Source organism: Streptomyces sp. NPDC047108, assembly GCF_040643575.1.
In the GTDB taxonomy this organism is placed as follows: domain Bacteria; phylum Actinomycetota; class Actinomycetes; order Streptomycetales; family Streptomycetaceae; genus Streptomyces.
The window spans coordinates 591,921-607,719 of record NZ_JBEYUP010000003.1 but is presented as its reverse complement, the minus strand read 5'-3'; the positions used below and the strand labels follow the sequence as shown (position 1 = coordinate 607,719).

The window sequence follows — 15,799 nt, the reverse complement described above, 5'->3', positions numbered from 1 at the left end:
CGGTGCCTCCTCCAGCCGCAGTTTCACCGCGGCAATGTTTCATCAACTGAAACAACCATGCGCCTGGATGTTTCATGTTGTCAAGTAACCCGGTACTCTGGTCGTCATGGCCACACGCCCCGATCCCCTGACCATCGAAGTCGTCGAGCTCATCGGCACCGTCGTGGCTCGCTACTACGAGGAGTACGAGGACGCCGCCGCCCAGCACTCCCTCACCGGAGCGCAGGCGCGAGTGCTGGGACTCCTCTCCCACGAGCCGATGCCGATGCGCCGGATAGCGCAGCGCCTGAAGTGCGAGCCGTCGAATGTGACGGGCATCATCGACCGGCTCGAGGCGCGCGGTCTCGTCGAGCGCCGCCCCGATCCTGCCGACCGTCGCGTCAAGCTCGCGGCTCCGACGACCGAGGGCCGCGACACCGCCTCACGGCTGGGCGACGCCCTGGACTTCGCACGCGAGCCGCTCGCCGAGCTGACGACGGTCGAGCGGACGATGCTGCGGGACCTGCTGCGCAGAATGCTCGGCGACGAGGCCGGTCCGGCTCCGGCCGGAGGCTGAGGCGGGGCGCTCCCGCCCACTCCGGTTCGCCCACCCCTCCCCCTGGCGGCACCGCCCCGTACATCCGGTGCGGCGTCGCGTACGGGAGGGTCGCGTACCGGCAGGAGTGGGCTCAGGTGCGGGCCCGCACCTCAAGTACGGGCCCGCGTCTCAGGTGCGGGCGGGTGCAGGGGTGCAGGTACGGGCCGGAGCGGGGCTCAGGTGCAGAACCAGAGGAACCGGGTGCACGTCGGCTGGGGGTCCGGCGGGGGCGGCGCGCTCGAAGTCGTCGGCCGCGGGGCCGGGTTCCGGGGCTGTGTGGGCTCCGGCTGCGGGGGCGGCACGGAGGCCTCGCCCGTTGCCGTGGCCGTGGGGCCGTCCGACGCGTCGCTGGGGCTGGGCGACTTCTTGGACTTCTTCTTGTTCGCCGCGTCGTTCTCGTCAGCGCTCTCGCTGCTCGACGGGGACGCGTCGGCCTTGTCGCTCTCGGACGGGCTCGCGCTGCCGGTAGCGTCGGCGCCGACCCCGCTCCCGTCCTCGGACACCGCTGCCGAGGACTCGTCATCCGTGAGGGAGGTGGAGAGGGCTCCCTCCGTGGCGACTTCGGCGACCGCCAGGGATATGAGCGTGAAGCCGAGAACGGCACTGCTCACCACGACCAAGCGGGGCCCGCGGCGGGCACGGCGCGCGCGGCGCCCGCGCGGCAGGGGCTTGCGCGCATGGGTGTTGCGGGCGTGGGCGTTGCGGCGGTGGGCCCGTCGCCCGGCGGGAGCCGGGGAACGGGTCTCGGGTATGGACTCCTCTTTCGCCGCGGACCGGGCAGGCGGAGGAGCCATCCCCTCCACGAGCCTGCCGCACCCCGGGCAGGACAGCGCCCCGTTGAGGTGTCGTCGGCAGAAAGTGCAGTAGTCCATGGCGACCGCAGAGTATGGCTTCCTCGATAACGATGACATCCGCGTCTTGTGAGGATTCCGTGTCGGACAGCGTGGCGGGCAGACGGATGCTGGCAGAACGGGCCAATTCCCCGGCTCCGGCTCGTCCTCCCGCCGTTCACGCCGACCACCGAACACCAGGCAGCAGTCCCGGCGCGGTCCCGGGACGGGACGGATGACCCCGGTGACGTCCGGGCCCCGCACACGCTGCGCCAGGCCGGTGCTCCCGGCCCGCGCACCCGTCACCTCCCGGCCCCGCGCCCGTCATCCGTCACCCGTCCTTCACGTACCGGACGGGGGCCGGGAGCCCGCCGTCAGCCGCCGGCCAACCGACGCCCGCCCGAACCCGCCTCACAGCTCCTGCAACTCGCCCCGCAACCGCTGGGCCCGCAGGACGAGTTCCAGCTCGAAGCGACGGTCCGGGTCGTCCACGTCCGGCCCCCACAGTTCGCGGATCTGCCGGAGCCGGTAGCGCACCGTCTGGGGGTGCACGCCCAGACGTGCCGCGACCTCCGGGGCGCCACCGCGCGTCTCCAGCCAGGCCAGCAGTGTCTCGGCCAGCCGTCGCGCGTGGGCGGGCCCGCACGCGGCGAGCGGCGCGAGCCGGCGGCGCGCCAGGTCCTCGACCAGTTCTTCCGGCGGCAGCAGCACGAGTGCTTCGGTGTGCTCGGTGCAGTGCATGACCTGACCGGAGGGCAGCAGCCCGCGTTCCATCAGCCGTACCGCCGTCTCCGCCCAGTGCAGCGACTTGACCGCCTCGGTGAGCGGAACCGGCGGTCCGATCGCGCCCGACCATCCCGCCATGGCACGCCGCAGGAGTTCGGGCCGCCCGGCCGCGTCCGGTTCGGGCACCACCATCCGCGGCTGCTCCGACTCCATGTCCAGGAGGACGTCATGGCCGACGGCCGGGGCGACCGCCTCGCGCGCGGGGCGCAGCAGCACGGCCACCGCGACCTGCGAGGGCAGCTGCCAGCCGATCCCGGCGGCGTGTACCGCGAGTGCGTCGGCCGGATCGGCACGGTGCTCGGTGAGCAGCACCTCCATGAGCTTGCGCTGAAGCCGCAGCCGCTCCCCGGCCCGCCGGGCGACGGCCTCGGCGTACCCGCGTACGGACTGGGCCACCAGCCCGTCCAGGTAGTCGAATCCGACCTCCACCAGCTCGTACATCGCAGGTGTCGGGATGCCGACCTTCTGCCCGATCTCTGCGAGTCTGCGCCAGGCGAGCCGTACGCCGAGCCGGTAGATCGCCTGGAGCGAGTCGAGGCTGCGGCCCTGGAGGACCTCGCCGCGTCCGAAGTCCTGGAAGACCTCCGGGTGGACGCTCGGGCCCCCGGTCCCGCTGGTCAGATGCTCGACGAAGTGCTGGAGCGCGCGGCGGATGCCGATCAGCGCGATCGGTTCGCCCGACTCGTCGAGGACCACCGGCAGGCCGGGGAACTCGCGGCGGATCTCGTGCAGGATGTCCTGGGCCAGGCCGGGGAGTTCGGCGGTGGCGAGGACGGCGAACTGCCGCACCTGTACGCGCGGGACGTCCTGCCAGACGGAGCGCCCGGCCACCTCTCACTGCCCCGGCTGCCGTGACAGCTGCGGCGAGGAGGGGTCCGAGGACTGCGACGGGGCTTCCGACGGCGGAGGCGGTCCGTCCGGGAAGGAGACCAGCGGCACGTTGGGCTGCTCGGGCGTGGCATGGAGTGCGGCGACGATCCCGAAGGCCGTGGCGACGGCGAGCGCGGCGGAGACCACGCAGGTCAGGGCGGCAGCGAGCAGTCTGTGCATGGGTTCGCGAAGCCTCTCTGTCCGATGAGGAGTTGAGGGTTGCACCCAGCAGCGCGCACCGGCCCGGTCCGGTAGTCGCCCAGTGTGGGAGCCCATTGACACTCCGTCAAGCGCGCCTTACGGTTCCCGGCCCATAGCCCCCCGTCCACCGGTAGCGAACGGAGTGCCCGGTATGCGCCGCCGTTCAGCCCGCACCTCGTCAGCCCACCCCTCCGCCGACGACACCCTCGCCGACCTCACCTCCCCCGGCCCGGCCTCCTCGGGCCGCGTCCCCTCCGGCCGCCCGGCTCCGCTTCCCCTGGCCCTTCTGGGGGTCGGCGTCTTTCTGCTCGTCCTCACCCCGCTGCTCGACTCCTACGTCGCACCGCGCGCCAAACGCACGCCCGTCGACGTGAACGTGACCACCGTCCTGACCGGTCAGGGGAGTTACTTCGACGCCGAAGCCCTGAAGGTCCGCCACGACCAGCGCCTCACCGTCACCCGCCGGGTGCTCGGCGACGTCTCCGACAGCGAGCGCGGCGGTGTCGCCGTGTGGGACGTGTCCCAGACCATCGACACCCCGCGGACGCTGCCGCTGAAGGACCCGCGCAAGTCGCTGCAGTGGACCACCGAACGCTGGGTCACCGACCGCCGCACCAACCGTCCCGTGCACTGCTGCGAGGAGACGCCCGCCTTCCAGGGCGACGCGTACCTGAAGTTCCCCTTCGATGTCGGGAAACGTGGATATCGCTGGTGGGACAACACGTTGGGCGCCACGGTGCCCCTCCGCTTCGCGGGTACGGCGAGGGTCGGGGGCCACGAGGGCTACCGCTACACCGGGACCGTGGAACCCGCGAAGACCGGGACCAGGCAGGTGCCGGGCCGGGTGGTGGACCGGCCGGGACAGAGCCAGGTCCTGGCCGAGGAGTGGTACTCCAACGACGGGATCGAGATGGTCGTGGACCGCCGTACGGGCCGGATCATCAACGCCGTCATCGCCCCCAAGAAGACGTTGCGCGCCCCCGGCGCCGAACGGGACGCGGTCACCCTGCTGCAGAGCGACCGGCTGGAGTTCACGCCGGCGACGCAGCGCGAGCAGGTGGACCTCGCCTCCGAGGACAGCGGGCTGCTGCGACTCGTCGACGACACGCTGCCGCCCGCCTGTGCCGCGGCCGGCGCCGTACTGGCCGTCTTCGGTGGGGTGCTGGTGGCCCGCGGACGCTCGCGGCGCACCACGCGTCTGCCCGCTCCACCGCCCTCCGTGCCCACGTCCGTGTCCGGCTGACCCGCGGCTCCTCGCCGCCCGACGCACCGCTCCCCCGGCCCCGTGGCACCGCCCCGGGGCCGGGGGGCCGGGTCCTGGCCCATCACGCGCCGATCCGCTTTCCCCCGATGCTGAGCAATGTGATGACTCGTCAGCCCGGAAGGGTCCGCAACTTGTCATCCGGGTGAGTAGCCGATCCGAACACACCGGCGAAAACTGTCCATCCCACGCGCAATCCGCCTCCCGTGGTCCCCCGGAATGCCCCAGCTCACGGGCGGCCGACCACCCACCCCGGTGCCAACTCCCCACGCAGCGTCCGCACCCTGAGACGAGTTGGAGCGCTCATGCCCCAGCACGTTCCGCCCCTGGCCGGACCCGTCCCCGTCCCGGCCGCTCCCCCGCCGCCCGCGGTTCCCCGGCTTCCCGTCACCGCCCCCATCATCGTCCCGTCCACCACCGTCCCTGCCGCGACCGTCCCCGTACGGCACGGCCCGCCCGCGTTCCCCCGCCGGATCGTCTTCCTCGCCCGCCGCGACCTGGGCAACCCCGCGGCGGGCGGCTCCGAACTCCTCGTCGACCGCATCGCCGACGGCCTCACCGCGGACGGACACCAGGTCACGCTGGTGTGCGGCGGACCGGCCGCGTACCGCGACTACCGCGTGGTGTCAGCGGGTGGCGACGCGGGCCACTTCCTGCGCGCCAGACGGGCGTTGGCCCGCCAGGTCGGCCCCTGCGACCTGCTCGTCGAGGTGTGCAACGGGATGCCGTACCTCGCTCCGCTGTGGCACCGCGGACCCACGCTGTGCCTCGTCAACCACGTCCACACCGACCTGTGGCCGATGCGCTACCCGCGACCGGCGGCCCGTATCGGCCGCAGGCTGGAGCACTGGGCGCTGGCCGGTGCGCACCGCGGCAACCTCATGGTCGCCGTGTCCGGCTCGACCGCCGCCGCCCTGCGCGCCATCGGCGTCCCGAGCGAACGGATCAGAGTCGTCCACAACGGCGTCGAGGAGCCGGGCCCGCTGCTGCCCAAGGCACCCGGGCCGCTGTTCCTGGCCATGGGACGGCTCGTCGAGTACAAGCGCATCGACCTGCTGCTACGGCTCTGGGAGCGGGTCCGCCCGGTCACCGGAGGGCGGCTCGTCGTCGTCGGAGAGGGTCCCGAGCGGCAGCGGCTGGAAGCGATGGCCGGACCGGATGTCGTCTTCACGGGCCACGTCTCCGAGGCGGCCAAGCACCGGCTGCTGTGCGAGGCGTGGCTGCTGCTGCACCCGTCGCTGGTCGAGGGGTGGGGTCTGGTGGTCACCGAGGCCGCCGCCCGCGCCACCCCCTCCCTCGGCTTCGACATCCCTGGCCTGAGGGATTCGGTGGAGGACGGCGTGACGGGTCTCCTGGCGCGCGGCGAGAGCTCGTTCGCCGCCGCCTGGTGCGCGCTCGCTCTCAGCGCCGGGCGGCGCGAGGCACTGGGGCGGGCCGCGGCGGAGCGAGCGGCACGGTACCGCTGGAGCCGTACGGTCCGCCTCTTCCGCGACGTCGCCGCCGAGGCGTACGCGTCGGCAGGCGCTGGAGCCGCACCCGCCGGAGCGTGAGCCGATGTGTGCCGAGCCCGCCTTCAAGGACCCTTCCCTGCGCAGATCCCTGGCCCTCTTCCGGGCCTTCCTCTCCGAACAGGAGGATCCCGAGCGGTGTTACGGGCTGCTGGCGCGCGACGCCGTGGCCCAGGTCGCCCGGTACGCGCCCCTGGACGGCAGCGTCGTCGCCGATGTCGGCGGCGGCAGCGGCTACTTCACCGAGGAGTTCCGCCGGCAGGGCGCCCACTGCTACCTGTTCGAGCCGTCGCCGGCCGAACTCGCCGCGCGCGGGCGGCTCCCGGAGGGTGCGGTGGTCGCGGACGGCTATCTGCTGCCGCTGGCCGACGGGACGGCGGACGTCTGCTTCTCGTCCAACGTCCTGGAGCACGTGGCGGACCCGCAGACCTTCCTCAGCGAGATGGTGCGGGTGACCCGCCCGGGCGGGATCGTCTACGTCTCCTTCACCAACTGGCTCTCCCCCTGGGGCGGTCACGAGACCGCCCCGTGGCACTACCTGGGCGCCGAGCGCGCCCGCGAGCGCTACCGCCGGCGTACCGGCCGCCCCGCCAAGCACACCGTCGGCGAGAACCTCTTCCCGGTCCACATCGGCCCGGTCCTGCGGCATGTGCGCGGCCGTGAGGACGTGAGCGTGCTGGCGGCGCGCTCACGCTACTGGCCGTTCCTGACGGGCCTCGTCCCCCGGATCCCGGGGCTGCGCGAGGTCGCCACCTGGAATCTCCTCCTCATCCTCCGGAGGTCTCCGTGAGCAGCACCGTGCAGGCTCCTCCGCAGGCGCCCGCGCCCTCCCCCGCACCGCCTCCCGCGCCCGCACGCCCCTGTGGCCGCGGCTGGTTGGCCGGGTTCTGGGTGCTGGTCCTGGTCGCCTTCGGCTCGGTCTCCCCGGGGAGGATGACCTTCGAGACCAAGCTCGGCGTCGCCCTGGACCCGCTGAGGTTCCTCGGCGACCTCGGGACGCTCTGGCACGACCGGGCGGGCTTCGGCGTGATCGCCGACCAGTACATCGGCTACGCCTTCCCGTCCCTGCCGTACTACGCGCTGACGGACCTCGCCCGCGTCCCGGTGTGGATCGCCGAACGGCTGTGGCTGTCCCTCGTCGTGACCGCCGCCTTCTGGGGCGCCCTGCGCCTGGCCGAGCGGCTCCGCGTCGGAGCGCCCGGCACACGCCTGCTCGGGGCCGCCGCCTACGCGCTGTGGCCCACGTTCACGATCGTCGTCGGCTCGACCTCCGCCGCCGCCCTGCCCGGCGCGATGCTGCCGTGGGTGCTGCTGCCGCTGACCCGGGCGGATCTCGCGCCGCGGATCGCGGCGGCCCGCTCCGCCCTGCTGATCCCGTTCATGGGCGGGGTCAACGCGGCCTCGACGCTCGCCTCCCTGCTGCCCGTCGGCCTCTATCTGCTCTCCCGTCCGCGCGGGCCGCGCCGGCGGGCACTGCTGGCCTGGTGGGTTCCCGGCACGGTGCTCGCGACACTCTGGTGGGTGGTGCCGCTGCTGCTGCTCGGCGCGTACGGCGAGGACTTCATGCCGTACATCGAGCAGGCGGACACCACCACCGCGACGATGTCCGCGACCGAACTGCTGCGCGGTGCGGGCAACTGGGTCGCGTACCTCCACTTCGGGGAGGCGTGGCTGCCCGCCGGGTGGTCCGTGGCCACCTCGCTCGTCGTCGTCATCGGCTCGGCCTGCGCGGCCGCGCTCGGGCTGGCCGGACTGGCCCGACGCGACCTGCCGGAGCGGCGCTGGCTGGTGCTGACCGTGCTGGCCGTGGTCCTCATCGCGCTTGCCGGGTACGGGGGTTCGCTCGGCGCGCCCTTGCACGAGACCGTCCGGGACTGGCTGAACGGACCGCTCAGGCCGTTCCGCAACATCTACAAGTTCCAGCCGGGGCTCGCCCTCGCGCTCGCCCTCGGACTCGCGCACCTGAGCGGGGTCGCGGCCGTGCGGCGCGGCGCCCGTCCGGTGCGCGGCCGCCGTCTCGTCCCGGTGATCGCCACGCTGCTCGTCCTGCCGGGCCTGGCCTGGCCGTACGCGAACGGCAGCATCCTCCAGCCCGGCCCCTTCGCCGGGCTGCCCTCGTACTGGAGCAGCGCCGCCGGCTGGCTGAAGACGCATGCATCCGGGAGCCGGGCGCTGGTGGTCCCCGCGACCGCGCACGGCATCTACACATGGGGCTCGCCGATCGACCAGCCGCTCGACGTGCTCGCCCGGTCCCGGTGGGCGCAGCGCGACTACGTCCCCTTCGGTACGGCGGGTTCGCGGCGCGCCCTGGACGCGGTCGAGCAGGCGCTGACGAGCGGTGGTGAAGTCCCGGGCCTGAGCGCCTTCCTGGGCCGCGCCGGGCTCCATGAAGTGGTGGTGCGCAACGACCTCGACCCGGACCAGATCGGCTACGTGCCGCCGCAGACGGTGAGGCGGACCCTGGAGTCGTCCGGCTACCGCAAGGTCGCGGGGTTCGGTCCGCTGATCACTGCGGGCCGGATCCCCGACGACACCCCGGTGCAGGTCCAGGGGCTCTTCCCGCGGCTCCGGGCCGTCGAGATCTACCGCCCCGAGCGGGGTGCGGACCGGCCGGGACGGGTCTCGCTGGCACCGGCCGCCACGACGGCCGTCGTCAGTGGCGGCCCCGAAGCGCTGCTGCGGCTCTCCGCGGATCCGGCGATGCGGGGCCGGCCGGCCGTGCTGGCCGGTGACAGCCACCCGGGCCTCGGCACCCCGCCCCTGCGAGCCGTGGGTGACGGGCTGCGCCGCGCGGACACCCGGTTCGGGCTGGTGAACTCGGGCACCTCCTACACCTATACGGAGTCCGAGCGGAACCATTCCGGCAGCCTGCAGGACCCGGGCCGTGAGCCGCGGCAGATCCTGCCCACGCGCGGCACCGTGCACCAGACGACGGCCGTGCTGCGCGGTGCCGCGTCGGTGACCGCGTCCAGCAGCGGCAACTGGCTGTTCCATCTCCCGCAGTACGACCCGGTGAACGCGTTCGACGGCGACCCCGGCACGGCGTGGGCGGAGGGCAGTCCGGGCGAACCTGTGGGCCAGTGGCTCCGTATCGGTTTCTCCTCCCCCGTGGAGGTCCCCGCCTCCATCGAGGTGACACCGCTGCCGGGGAACGGCCTGCGGGCCGCGCCCACGCTCGTCCGCGTGGAGACCGACCGGGGCCGTGCGGACAGCCCGCTGCAGCCCAGCGGCGCACGGCAGAGCGTCAAGGCGCCTGCGGGGAAGGCGACATGGCTGAGGATCCGGATCCTGGAGGCGCAGGAGGCCAGGCCCGGTCTGTCCGGGGCGGGCTTCTCCGAGGTGTCGGTCCCGCGGGTCCAGGTGACCCGGCTGCTGGCGCTGCCGCGCGACGCGGAGGGCGCGGGCGGGGGCGGCGGAGCGGCGGGGGCGACGGTGTACTCGCTGCACCGGGGCGGCGATCCCGGCGGGCTGTCCCCGGCGTCGGCCGAAGCGGGTCTGCACCGCCAGTTCCGTACGGGCTCCGGCGGGGAGTACCGGATCCACGCGCGGGCGCTGCCCGTCCCGGGTGACGCGCTGGACCGGCTGCTGGACCGTGTCGCGCCCGGCTCCCGCGACCGGCTCACCGCCACAGCGGACTCGACGAGCCGGGCCGGGCTGTCGCTGAGCCCGCGGAACCTGGTGGACCGCGATCTGACGACGGCGTGGATCGCCGGGGACCGTCCGGTCGTCCATCTGCGGTGGCCGGGCAAGAAGAAGATCTCCGAGATCGTGTTCGCCGCGGCGGGCGGTGTGTCCGCGCAGCCGCAGGAGGTGCTGATCAGCTCGCCCCACGGCGCCGCCATGGCGGGCGTCGACAGATACGGCCGGGCCCGTTTCGACCCCATCAGGACCGACCGCCTGGACATCACCATCAGCCGCACCGCGCCGCTGACCCTCCACAACCCGCTCGCCGACGGCCAGTTGCAGCTTCCCGTGGGACTGAGCGAGGTGTACGTCCCGGCGCTCGACGACCTGCGCGTGCCCGCCCCCGATCCGGACGAGACCTTCTCCCTGCCCTGCGGGGACGGCCCGCCGCTGGCCGTGGACGGCACGCTGCACGCGACCAGGGCGTCGGGTTCCGTACGGGATCTGACGGAACGCCGTCCGGTCGAGGTCGAGTTGTGCGCGGGTCCCGCGAAGGACGGCGGACTCCGTCTGCGCGCGGGACGCCATGTGGTGGAGGCCGGTGACGCCGGCCCCCTCGCCCTCACGGACGTCACACTGTCGACGGGCGAGATCCCGGCCGCGTCCGGGACGGCTCGGTCGGTGACCGTACGGGACTGGGGCGGCGACCGGCGCACGGTGACGGTCGGCGCGGGCGCGGCCTCGTACCTCCAGACGTACGAGAACGCCAACGCCGGCTGGAAGGCCACCCTCGACGGGAAGGAACTGACGCCGCTGCGGCTCGACGGCTGGCAGCAGGCGTGGCTGATCCCGGAAGGCAAGGGCGGCACGGTGCGCCTGCAGTACGAGCCCGCGGAGCTGTACCGGGCGGGGCTCGTCGGCGGGGCGGCGGGCGTCGTGCTGCTGGCGGGGCTGGCGTTCGTCCGCGGTCGGCGCGCTGGGGACGGGGCGGTGGACAGCGCGACGAGGACCGCGCCCGGTGTCGGGGCGCAGCGCGGGAGCGCTTCCGCTCTGTCGCCGCCGGGACCGGGCCTGTTCCTCGGCACGGTCGTCCTGACCGCCGTCGTCGCGGTCGTCGCGGGCCCGTTGGCACTGGTCGTCCCCGCCCTTGCGGTGGTTGCCCGGCTGCGGCCCGGTCTGCTGGTGCCGACGGCGCTGGTGGCGATGGCGGGCGCGGGTGTCGCGGCGGCGACGGGAGCGGGCGAACCGGTCGCTGCGGGTGAGGGCGCGTTCGGCGCCCCCGCGCAGGTGCTGGCGGTCGTGGCGCTCGCCGCGGCGCTGGTGACGGCGGACCGCCCGAGCTTGGCACGGGCACGTGGCGGGTCCGGTGACGGGCCTGGGGACGACGGGCCCGGCGAGGGCACGGACGACGGGCCGGGGAACGAGGGGCCGGGGGACGACGGGCCGCCCACGAAGCGGCTGCCGCGAACGGACGGGGACGGGGCCGACTCGCCGGTCCGGTCCGGGCGTTCGCGGAGCCGGTCGGCACCGCCGAAGCATCCGGCGGGGCCGGTTCTCCTGGCGCGCGGGCCGGGCAGCTCCCCGGACGGGCCGGGGTCCGGCAGGGAACCGGGGGCGAGCGGACTCAGGTTCCGGCTCCGCCCGCCCGATGAGGCACCGCCTGCGCCGGAGCGCGCCCTTCCGCCGGGCAGCCGCCCGGATCACGCCCCCCTGCCGCGGCGTCGGCCGGGCGCCTCGGCCCCGGGCGCGCCGGGATCCGGGGACCACCGCCAGGACGGCGAGGACCGCGGGAACGACGGAGGAGGGCCCGCATGACCGTGACCCGGGCCGGGACCGGTACCGCCGACCCCGTTGTCCCGCCCCTCCGTCGGAGCCAGGCGAAGGGCCCGGCCGGGCAGCGGGAGGACGCCGCATGACCACCGTCCCCCGGTCCTCCAAGCGCGACCGGCCCGGTACGCGGACCGGGCCGCGGATTCCGTTCGGCACGGTCGACGAGATCTCGCGCCACTGCGCCGAGGACGAGGAGCCCGAGACCGTCTACCTCGAGGTCCACCTCTCCGGACAGCCCGAACCCGGGCGGCTGCGCGCCGCGTTCACCGAAGCGCTGCTGCGGCATCCGCGGATCCTGATGCGGGAGGCCCCCGGCCGCTGGTACCGGCGGCGCTACGAGTGGGAGCTGACCGGGACGCCGGACGGCGACCCCGTGTCGTTCCCGACCCCGGGGCCCGGCGCCCTCGCCCAGGCGCGCGCCCGGGCCCTCTCCGTCTGCCCGCCGCTGACGAGTTCACCGCCCTTGAGGCTGGAGGTGATCACCCCCGGGCCGGAGAGCGACGGGCACGGCAGCGTTCTGATCGTCACCGTCAACCACACCGCCCTCGACGGACCGGCCTTCCTGAGCGTCCTGGCGACGGCCGCCGAGATCTACGGGGGCGGAGGCCCCACGCCCGCGCCCCCGCCCGTACGGCGGCCGGGTGCCGAGCCCGGCCGGGTCAGGGCTCCGGACGGCGCGGGGCGGGGCGCATGGGCCCGGCCCGCGCGGATCGCCCGCGACGCCCCCGCACGAGCCGTCGGGAACGGCGTCCTCCTCGCCGACCTCCCCGTGCCGCGCCGCCCTCCGCGTGCGGAGGGCCCGGCGCCGTACACCGTCAACGACCAACTCCTCGTCGCCACCGCGCTGATGGTGACCCGCTGGAACCGACTGCACGACCGTCCCGGCGGTCCCGTCCGCATCACCATGCCGGTGGACGACCGTCCGCGCGGCGCCGAGATGCCGATCGGCAACGGCACGCGGCTCGTCGAGGTCCCCGTCACCACGGGCGACCGGGCCGAGCTGGACCTGCTGGGCGACGAGCGGCCCGACCCGGAGGCCGTCGCCCATCTGCTGCGCAGGACGGCCCGCACCACGCGCGCCCTGAAGTCCGCCGCACGGCCGCCGCTCGGCCGGGGCGGGGCGCTGCTCACCGCGCCCGTCCTGCCGGTGGGCGTACGGGCGTCGGTGACGCGGGCGCTGCGGCGGGCAGCCGCGCCCTGGACGTCGACGACGCTGCTGAGCAACCTCGGCCGCATCCCCTATCCCCTGGACTTCGGGGACGCGGGGCGGGCCCAGGCCGTCTGGTTCGCGGCGCCCGCGCGGCTGCCCCGCGGTCTGACGCTGACGACCGCCGGAACCGCGGGCCGACTCCACGTCGGGCTGCGCTGGACGCGGCGCCTCCTGGACGACGCGGCGGCGGCAACGCTGGCGGACCTCTTCGAGCAGGCGCTCACGGCGACGGCGGCAGCAACGGACACCTGGCCCCCGGGGAGTCCCGGATGACGCCCCCGCACTCCGCAGCCCGGCCCTCGCAAGCCGCCCCCGGACTGCGGGACTTCTACGAGGACCCCGCCGTCCCCGTCGCCTCGGGCACGGAGCGGAGCCTGCGCCAGGCCCGGATCCTCGCCCGCGCGCTCGGACCCGTACGGCAAGGCGGACCGCCGCCCGCGACCGTGCTCGACGTCGGCTGCGGCGACGGATCGGCCGCGGGCACGGCCGCCCGCGTACTGTCCGGGCACCGGGTCGTGGGCGTCGACTGGTCGCAGGACGCGCTGCGCCGGGCCGCGTCCCGCATTCCGTTCGTGGTGCGCGGCGAACTGACCGACGGCGGGCTGCCGTTCGCCACGGCGTCGGCGGACGCCGTCCTCTTCAGCGAGGTGATCGAGCACCTCGTCGACCCGGACGCGGCGCTCGACGAGCTGCGCCGTGTCCTGCGTCCGGGCGGCCATCTGTTGCTCTCCACGCCCAACCTCGCCGCTTGGTACAACCGCGGACTCCTGCTCGCCGGGGTGCAGCCCGTCTTCTCCGAGGTGAGCCTGCGCCGGATCCACGGGCGCCCCGGGAGCCAGGTGGTCGGCCATCTGCGGCTGTACACGGCCCGCGCGCTGCGGGAACTGGTCGCCGCGTCCGGCTTCGAGGTCGTGGCGCTCGCCGGTGCCCCGTTCCACGGGGTGCCGCGGCCGCTGCGCCCGCTGGACCGGGCGGCCTGCCGCTGGCCGTCGGTCGCGTCGATCCTGCTGCTCCACGCGCGGCGGACTGCGGGTGCGGCGCCGTGATGTGGTGGGGGGTGGCCGCGGCGCTGATGGCCAACGTCCTCTACTCCACCGGCTTCGTCCTGGAGAAACGGGCGCTCGCCGGGCTGCCGCCGCTGAGCGCCGGGCGGCCGGCCCGGGCCGTCCGGCTGCTGATCGGCAGCCCGCTGTGGATCGGCGGCTCCCTCGCCCTCGCCCTGGGCTTCGCCGCCCAACTGGCCGTCTACCGCACGCTGCCGATCGTCGCCGCCCAGGGCCTGTTCGTCTCCGGGCTGGTGCTGCTGCTCCTGCTGTCCTCGCTCGTCCTCGGCGAACGGCCCACCGGACGCGAGCGCCGGGGCGTCGCCGTCATCACCGTCGCGCTCGCCATGGTCGTCGCCTCGCTCCACGGCAGCGCCGAGGCGGTGAGCCGCAGCGCGCCCACCGGCACCCTGCTCGCGCTCTGCGTGCCGTCTCTCGCCGCGGGGCTGTGGCTCTACGGATCGGCCGAGCGCCGCACCCGCCGCCGGCACCGGCTGCCGACGACGGGCGTGGAGTACGGGGTGGCCGTCGGCCTGCTGTACGGGGTGAGTTCACTGGCCGTCAAAGGTGTGTCCGGGCTGCTGGACCGCCAGGACATCGGCGGGGCGGCACGCGCCCTGATCACCTCCCCGTACCCGTACCTCCTGCTCGTCACCGGGGCCACCGGGCTCGTGCTGTCGCAGACCGCGCTGCAGCGCTGCAGGGCCTCGCTGATCGTGCCGGTGTGCACGACCGTCACCTGTGTGTTCACGGCAACGAGCGGCAGTTTCGCGTTCGGCGAGCCGCTGCCGCACGACCCGGTGCGGCTGGCCCTGCGGCTGGGCGGCACGGCCCTGGCCGTGACCGTGCTGCTGATGCTGCCGCGCCACGAGGCGGAGCCGCCCGGCAGCGCCGCCGCCTCGTCGTCCCCGACCGGGCGGGCCACCGGGCACAGGAGCGACACCGCGACCGAGCCGACGAACGCACAGGCCCCCGCGACCGGCCCCGCCGTCCCCCGAGGAGCGCGCCCATGACGCCCGACGACCCGCTGCTGAAGATCCTCGCCTGCCCCCTCGACAAGGGCCCGCTGATCCTGCCGGCGCCGGGCGACGCGCTCTACAACCCCCGCCTGCGACGCCGCTATCCGATCGTCGACGGCATCCCCCAGCTGCTCCCCTCCTCGGGCGAGACGGTCACGGACACCGAACACACGCGTCTGCTCGGCGACCCGCCCGCCGACTCCGGGCGGAGCGGCCCGTGACCCTCGCGGCGCGCCTCGCACCCCGCCTGCCGCCACGACTGGTGGGTGCGGGCGCCGCGCTGCTCTACCCCTGGTTCGAACCGGAGTTGCGCCGGCTCGCCGACTTCTGCCCCCGAGGCGGCACGGCGGTGGACGTCGGCGGCTGGTACGGGCCGTGGTCCCGGCGGTTGGCGCGCCGCTCCGACCGCGTCGTGACCGTCGAACCCGTACCGCACCTGGCCCGCCAACTCGCCGCCGCGGCACCCGGGAACGTCACGGTCGTCCAGGCCGCAGCCGCGGACCGTACGGGCGAGGCGACGCTGTGGCTGCCGCCCGGCGGGCGCGGCGACCGCGGGGTGTCCTCACTCGTACGCCGTGAGGTCCACGGCACTGCTCTGGAGGTGCGGTGCGCGGCCCTGGACGACCTCCTGGAAGAGCTGCGGGTGACGGACGTCGGCTTGATCAAGGTCGATGTGGACGGCGGCGAACTGGCCGTGCTCCGTGGCGCCGAGCGCGTCCTGCGGCGCGACCGGCCCGCGCTGTTCGTCGAGCTGGAGGCACGCATCCAGCCGCTCGGCCCCGTCCTGTCCCTGCTGAACGACCACGGCTACACGGGCTGGGTACTGCCGCGGAGGACATGGGTGCCGCTGTCCTCCTTCGACCTGACCGGCCACCAGTACCGGCGGGGCCATGTCGCCGAGCACGGACTGCTGCGCCGCACGCTCGCCCCGCACCGCCGTTACGTCAACTCCGTACTGTTCCTCCCGTCCGGGCACCGTCCCCGCGCGGCACCGCACCTGGCGCGGTGCCGCCGTGTCCTCCCGGCGCCGTGGTGACGGT

General features: G+C 74.7%; 13 protein-coding genes. 10 read left to right on the top strand and 3 right to left on the bottom strand.

The window, feature by feature from the left end:
- The first annotated feature begins 106 nt into the window (after positions 1–106).
- Positions 107–556, top strand: coding sequence for a MarR family transcriptional regulator (locus ABZ822_RS10815; protein ID WP_360850185.1), 450 nt, complete (start codon positions 107–109; stop codon positions 554–556).
- A 197-nt stretch (positions 557–753) separates the two neighbouring features.
- On the opposite strand, the gene ABZ822_RS10810 is transcribed toward ABZ822_RS10815, so the two are convergent.
- The 3 genes from ABZ822_RS10810 to ABZ822_RS10800 form a co-directional block, all read right to left on the bottom strand.
- Positions 754–1,371, bottom strand: a complete 618-nt coding sequence (locus tag ABZ822_RS10810) for a hypothetical protein (protein ID WP_360850182.1) — start codon at positions 1,369–1,371, stop codon at positions 754–756.
- Positions 1,372–1,818: 447 nt separating this feature from the next.
- Positions 1,819–3,024, bottom strand: coding sequence for a helix-turn-helix domain-containing protein (locus ABZ822_RS10805; protein ID WP_360850179.1), 1,206 nt, complete (start codon positions 3,022–3,024; stop codon positions 1,819–1,821).
- Between the two features lie 3 nt (positions 3,025–3,027).
- A complete protein-coding gene (locus ABZ822_RS10800; protein WP_360850176.1) occupies positions 3,028–3,243 on the bottom strand; it encodes a hypothetical protein in 216 nt (71 codons plus the stop codon).
- Positions 3,244–3,415: 172 nt separating this feature from the next.
- Between ABZ822_RS10800 and ABZ822_RS10795 the strand changes: the two genes are divergently transcribed.
- From ABZ822_RS10795 to ABZ822_RS10755, 9 genes are all read left to right on the top strand, one after another.
- On the top strand, positions 3,416–4,507 hold the full coding sequence (locus tag ABZ822_RS10795; protein WP_360850173.1) for a DUF3068 domain-containing protein: 1,092 nt from the start codon (positions 3,416–3,418) through the stop codon (positions 4,505–4,507).
- A 323-nt stretch (positions 4,508–4,830) separates the two neighbouring features.
- Entirely contained in the window at positions 4,831–6,075 is a 1,245-nt protein-coding gene (locus ABZ822_RS10790) for a glycosyltransferase family 4 protein (RefSeq protein ID WP_360850170.1), read from the top strand.
- 4 nt (positions 6,076–6,079) lie between these two features.
- Entirely contained in the window at positions 6,080–6,823 is a 744-nt protein-coding gene (locus tag ABZ822_RS10785; protein WP_360850167.1) for a class I SAM-dependent methyltransferase, read from the top strand.
- A complete protein-coding gene (locus ABZ822_RS10780) occupies positions 6,820–11,472 on the top strand; it encodes an alpha-(1->3)-arabinofuranosyltransferase family protein (RefSeq protein WP_360850164.1) in 4,653 nt (1,550 codons plus the stop codon). Before ABZ822_RS10785 ends, ABZ822_RS10780 begins: the two co-directional genes overlap by 4 nt.
- 97 nt (positions 11,473–11,569) lie before the next feature.
- Positions 11,570–12,970 carry a condensation protein gene (locus tag ABZ822_RS10775; RefSeq protein WP_360850161.1) on the top strand — a complete coding sequence of 467 codons (1,401 nt, stop codon included), beginning with the start codon at positions 11,570–11,572 and terminating at the stop codon, positions 12,968–12,970.
- Positions 12,967–13,743 (top strand): methyltransferase domain-containing protein, encoded by a 777-nt coding sequence (locus ABZ822_RS10770; protein WP_360850158.1) that lies wholly within the window; start codon positions 12,967–12,969, stop codon positions 13,741–13,743. Before ABZ822_RS10775 ends, ABZ822_RS10770 begins: the two co-directional genes overlap by 4 nt.
- A complete protein-coding gene (locus tag ABZ822_RS10765) occupies positions 13,743–14,753 on the top strand; it encodes a DMT family transporter (protein WP_360850501.1) in 1,011 nt (336 codons plus the stop codon). Before ABZ822_RS10770 ends, ABZ822_RS10765 begins: the two co-directional genes overlap by 1 nt.
- Positions 14,750–14,980 (top strand): Trm112 family protein, encoded by a 231-nt coding sequence (locus ABZ822_RS10760; RefSeq protein ID WP_360850155.1) that lies wholly within the window; start codon positions 14,750–14,752, stop codon positions 14,978–14,980. The genes ABZ822_RS10765 and ABZ822_RS10760 overlap by 4 nt, the downstream gene beginning before the upstream one ends.
- Complete coding sequence (locus ABZ822_RS10755; protein WP_360850152.1) at positions 14,977–15,795, top strand: FkbM family methyltransferase; 819 nt, start codon at positions 14,977–14,979, stop codon at positions 15,793–15,795. The genes ABZ822_RS10760 and ABZ822_RS10755 overlap by 4 nt, the downstream gene beginning before the upstream one ends.
- The last annotated feature ends 4 nt before the right edge of the window (positions 15,796–15,799 follow it).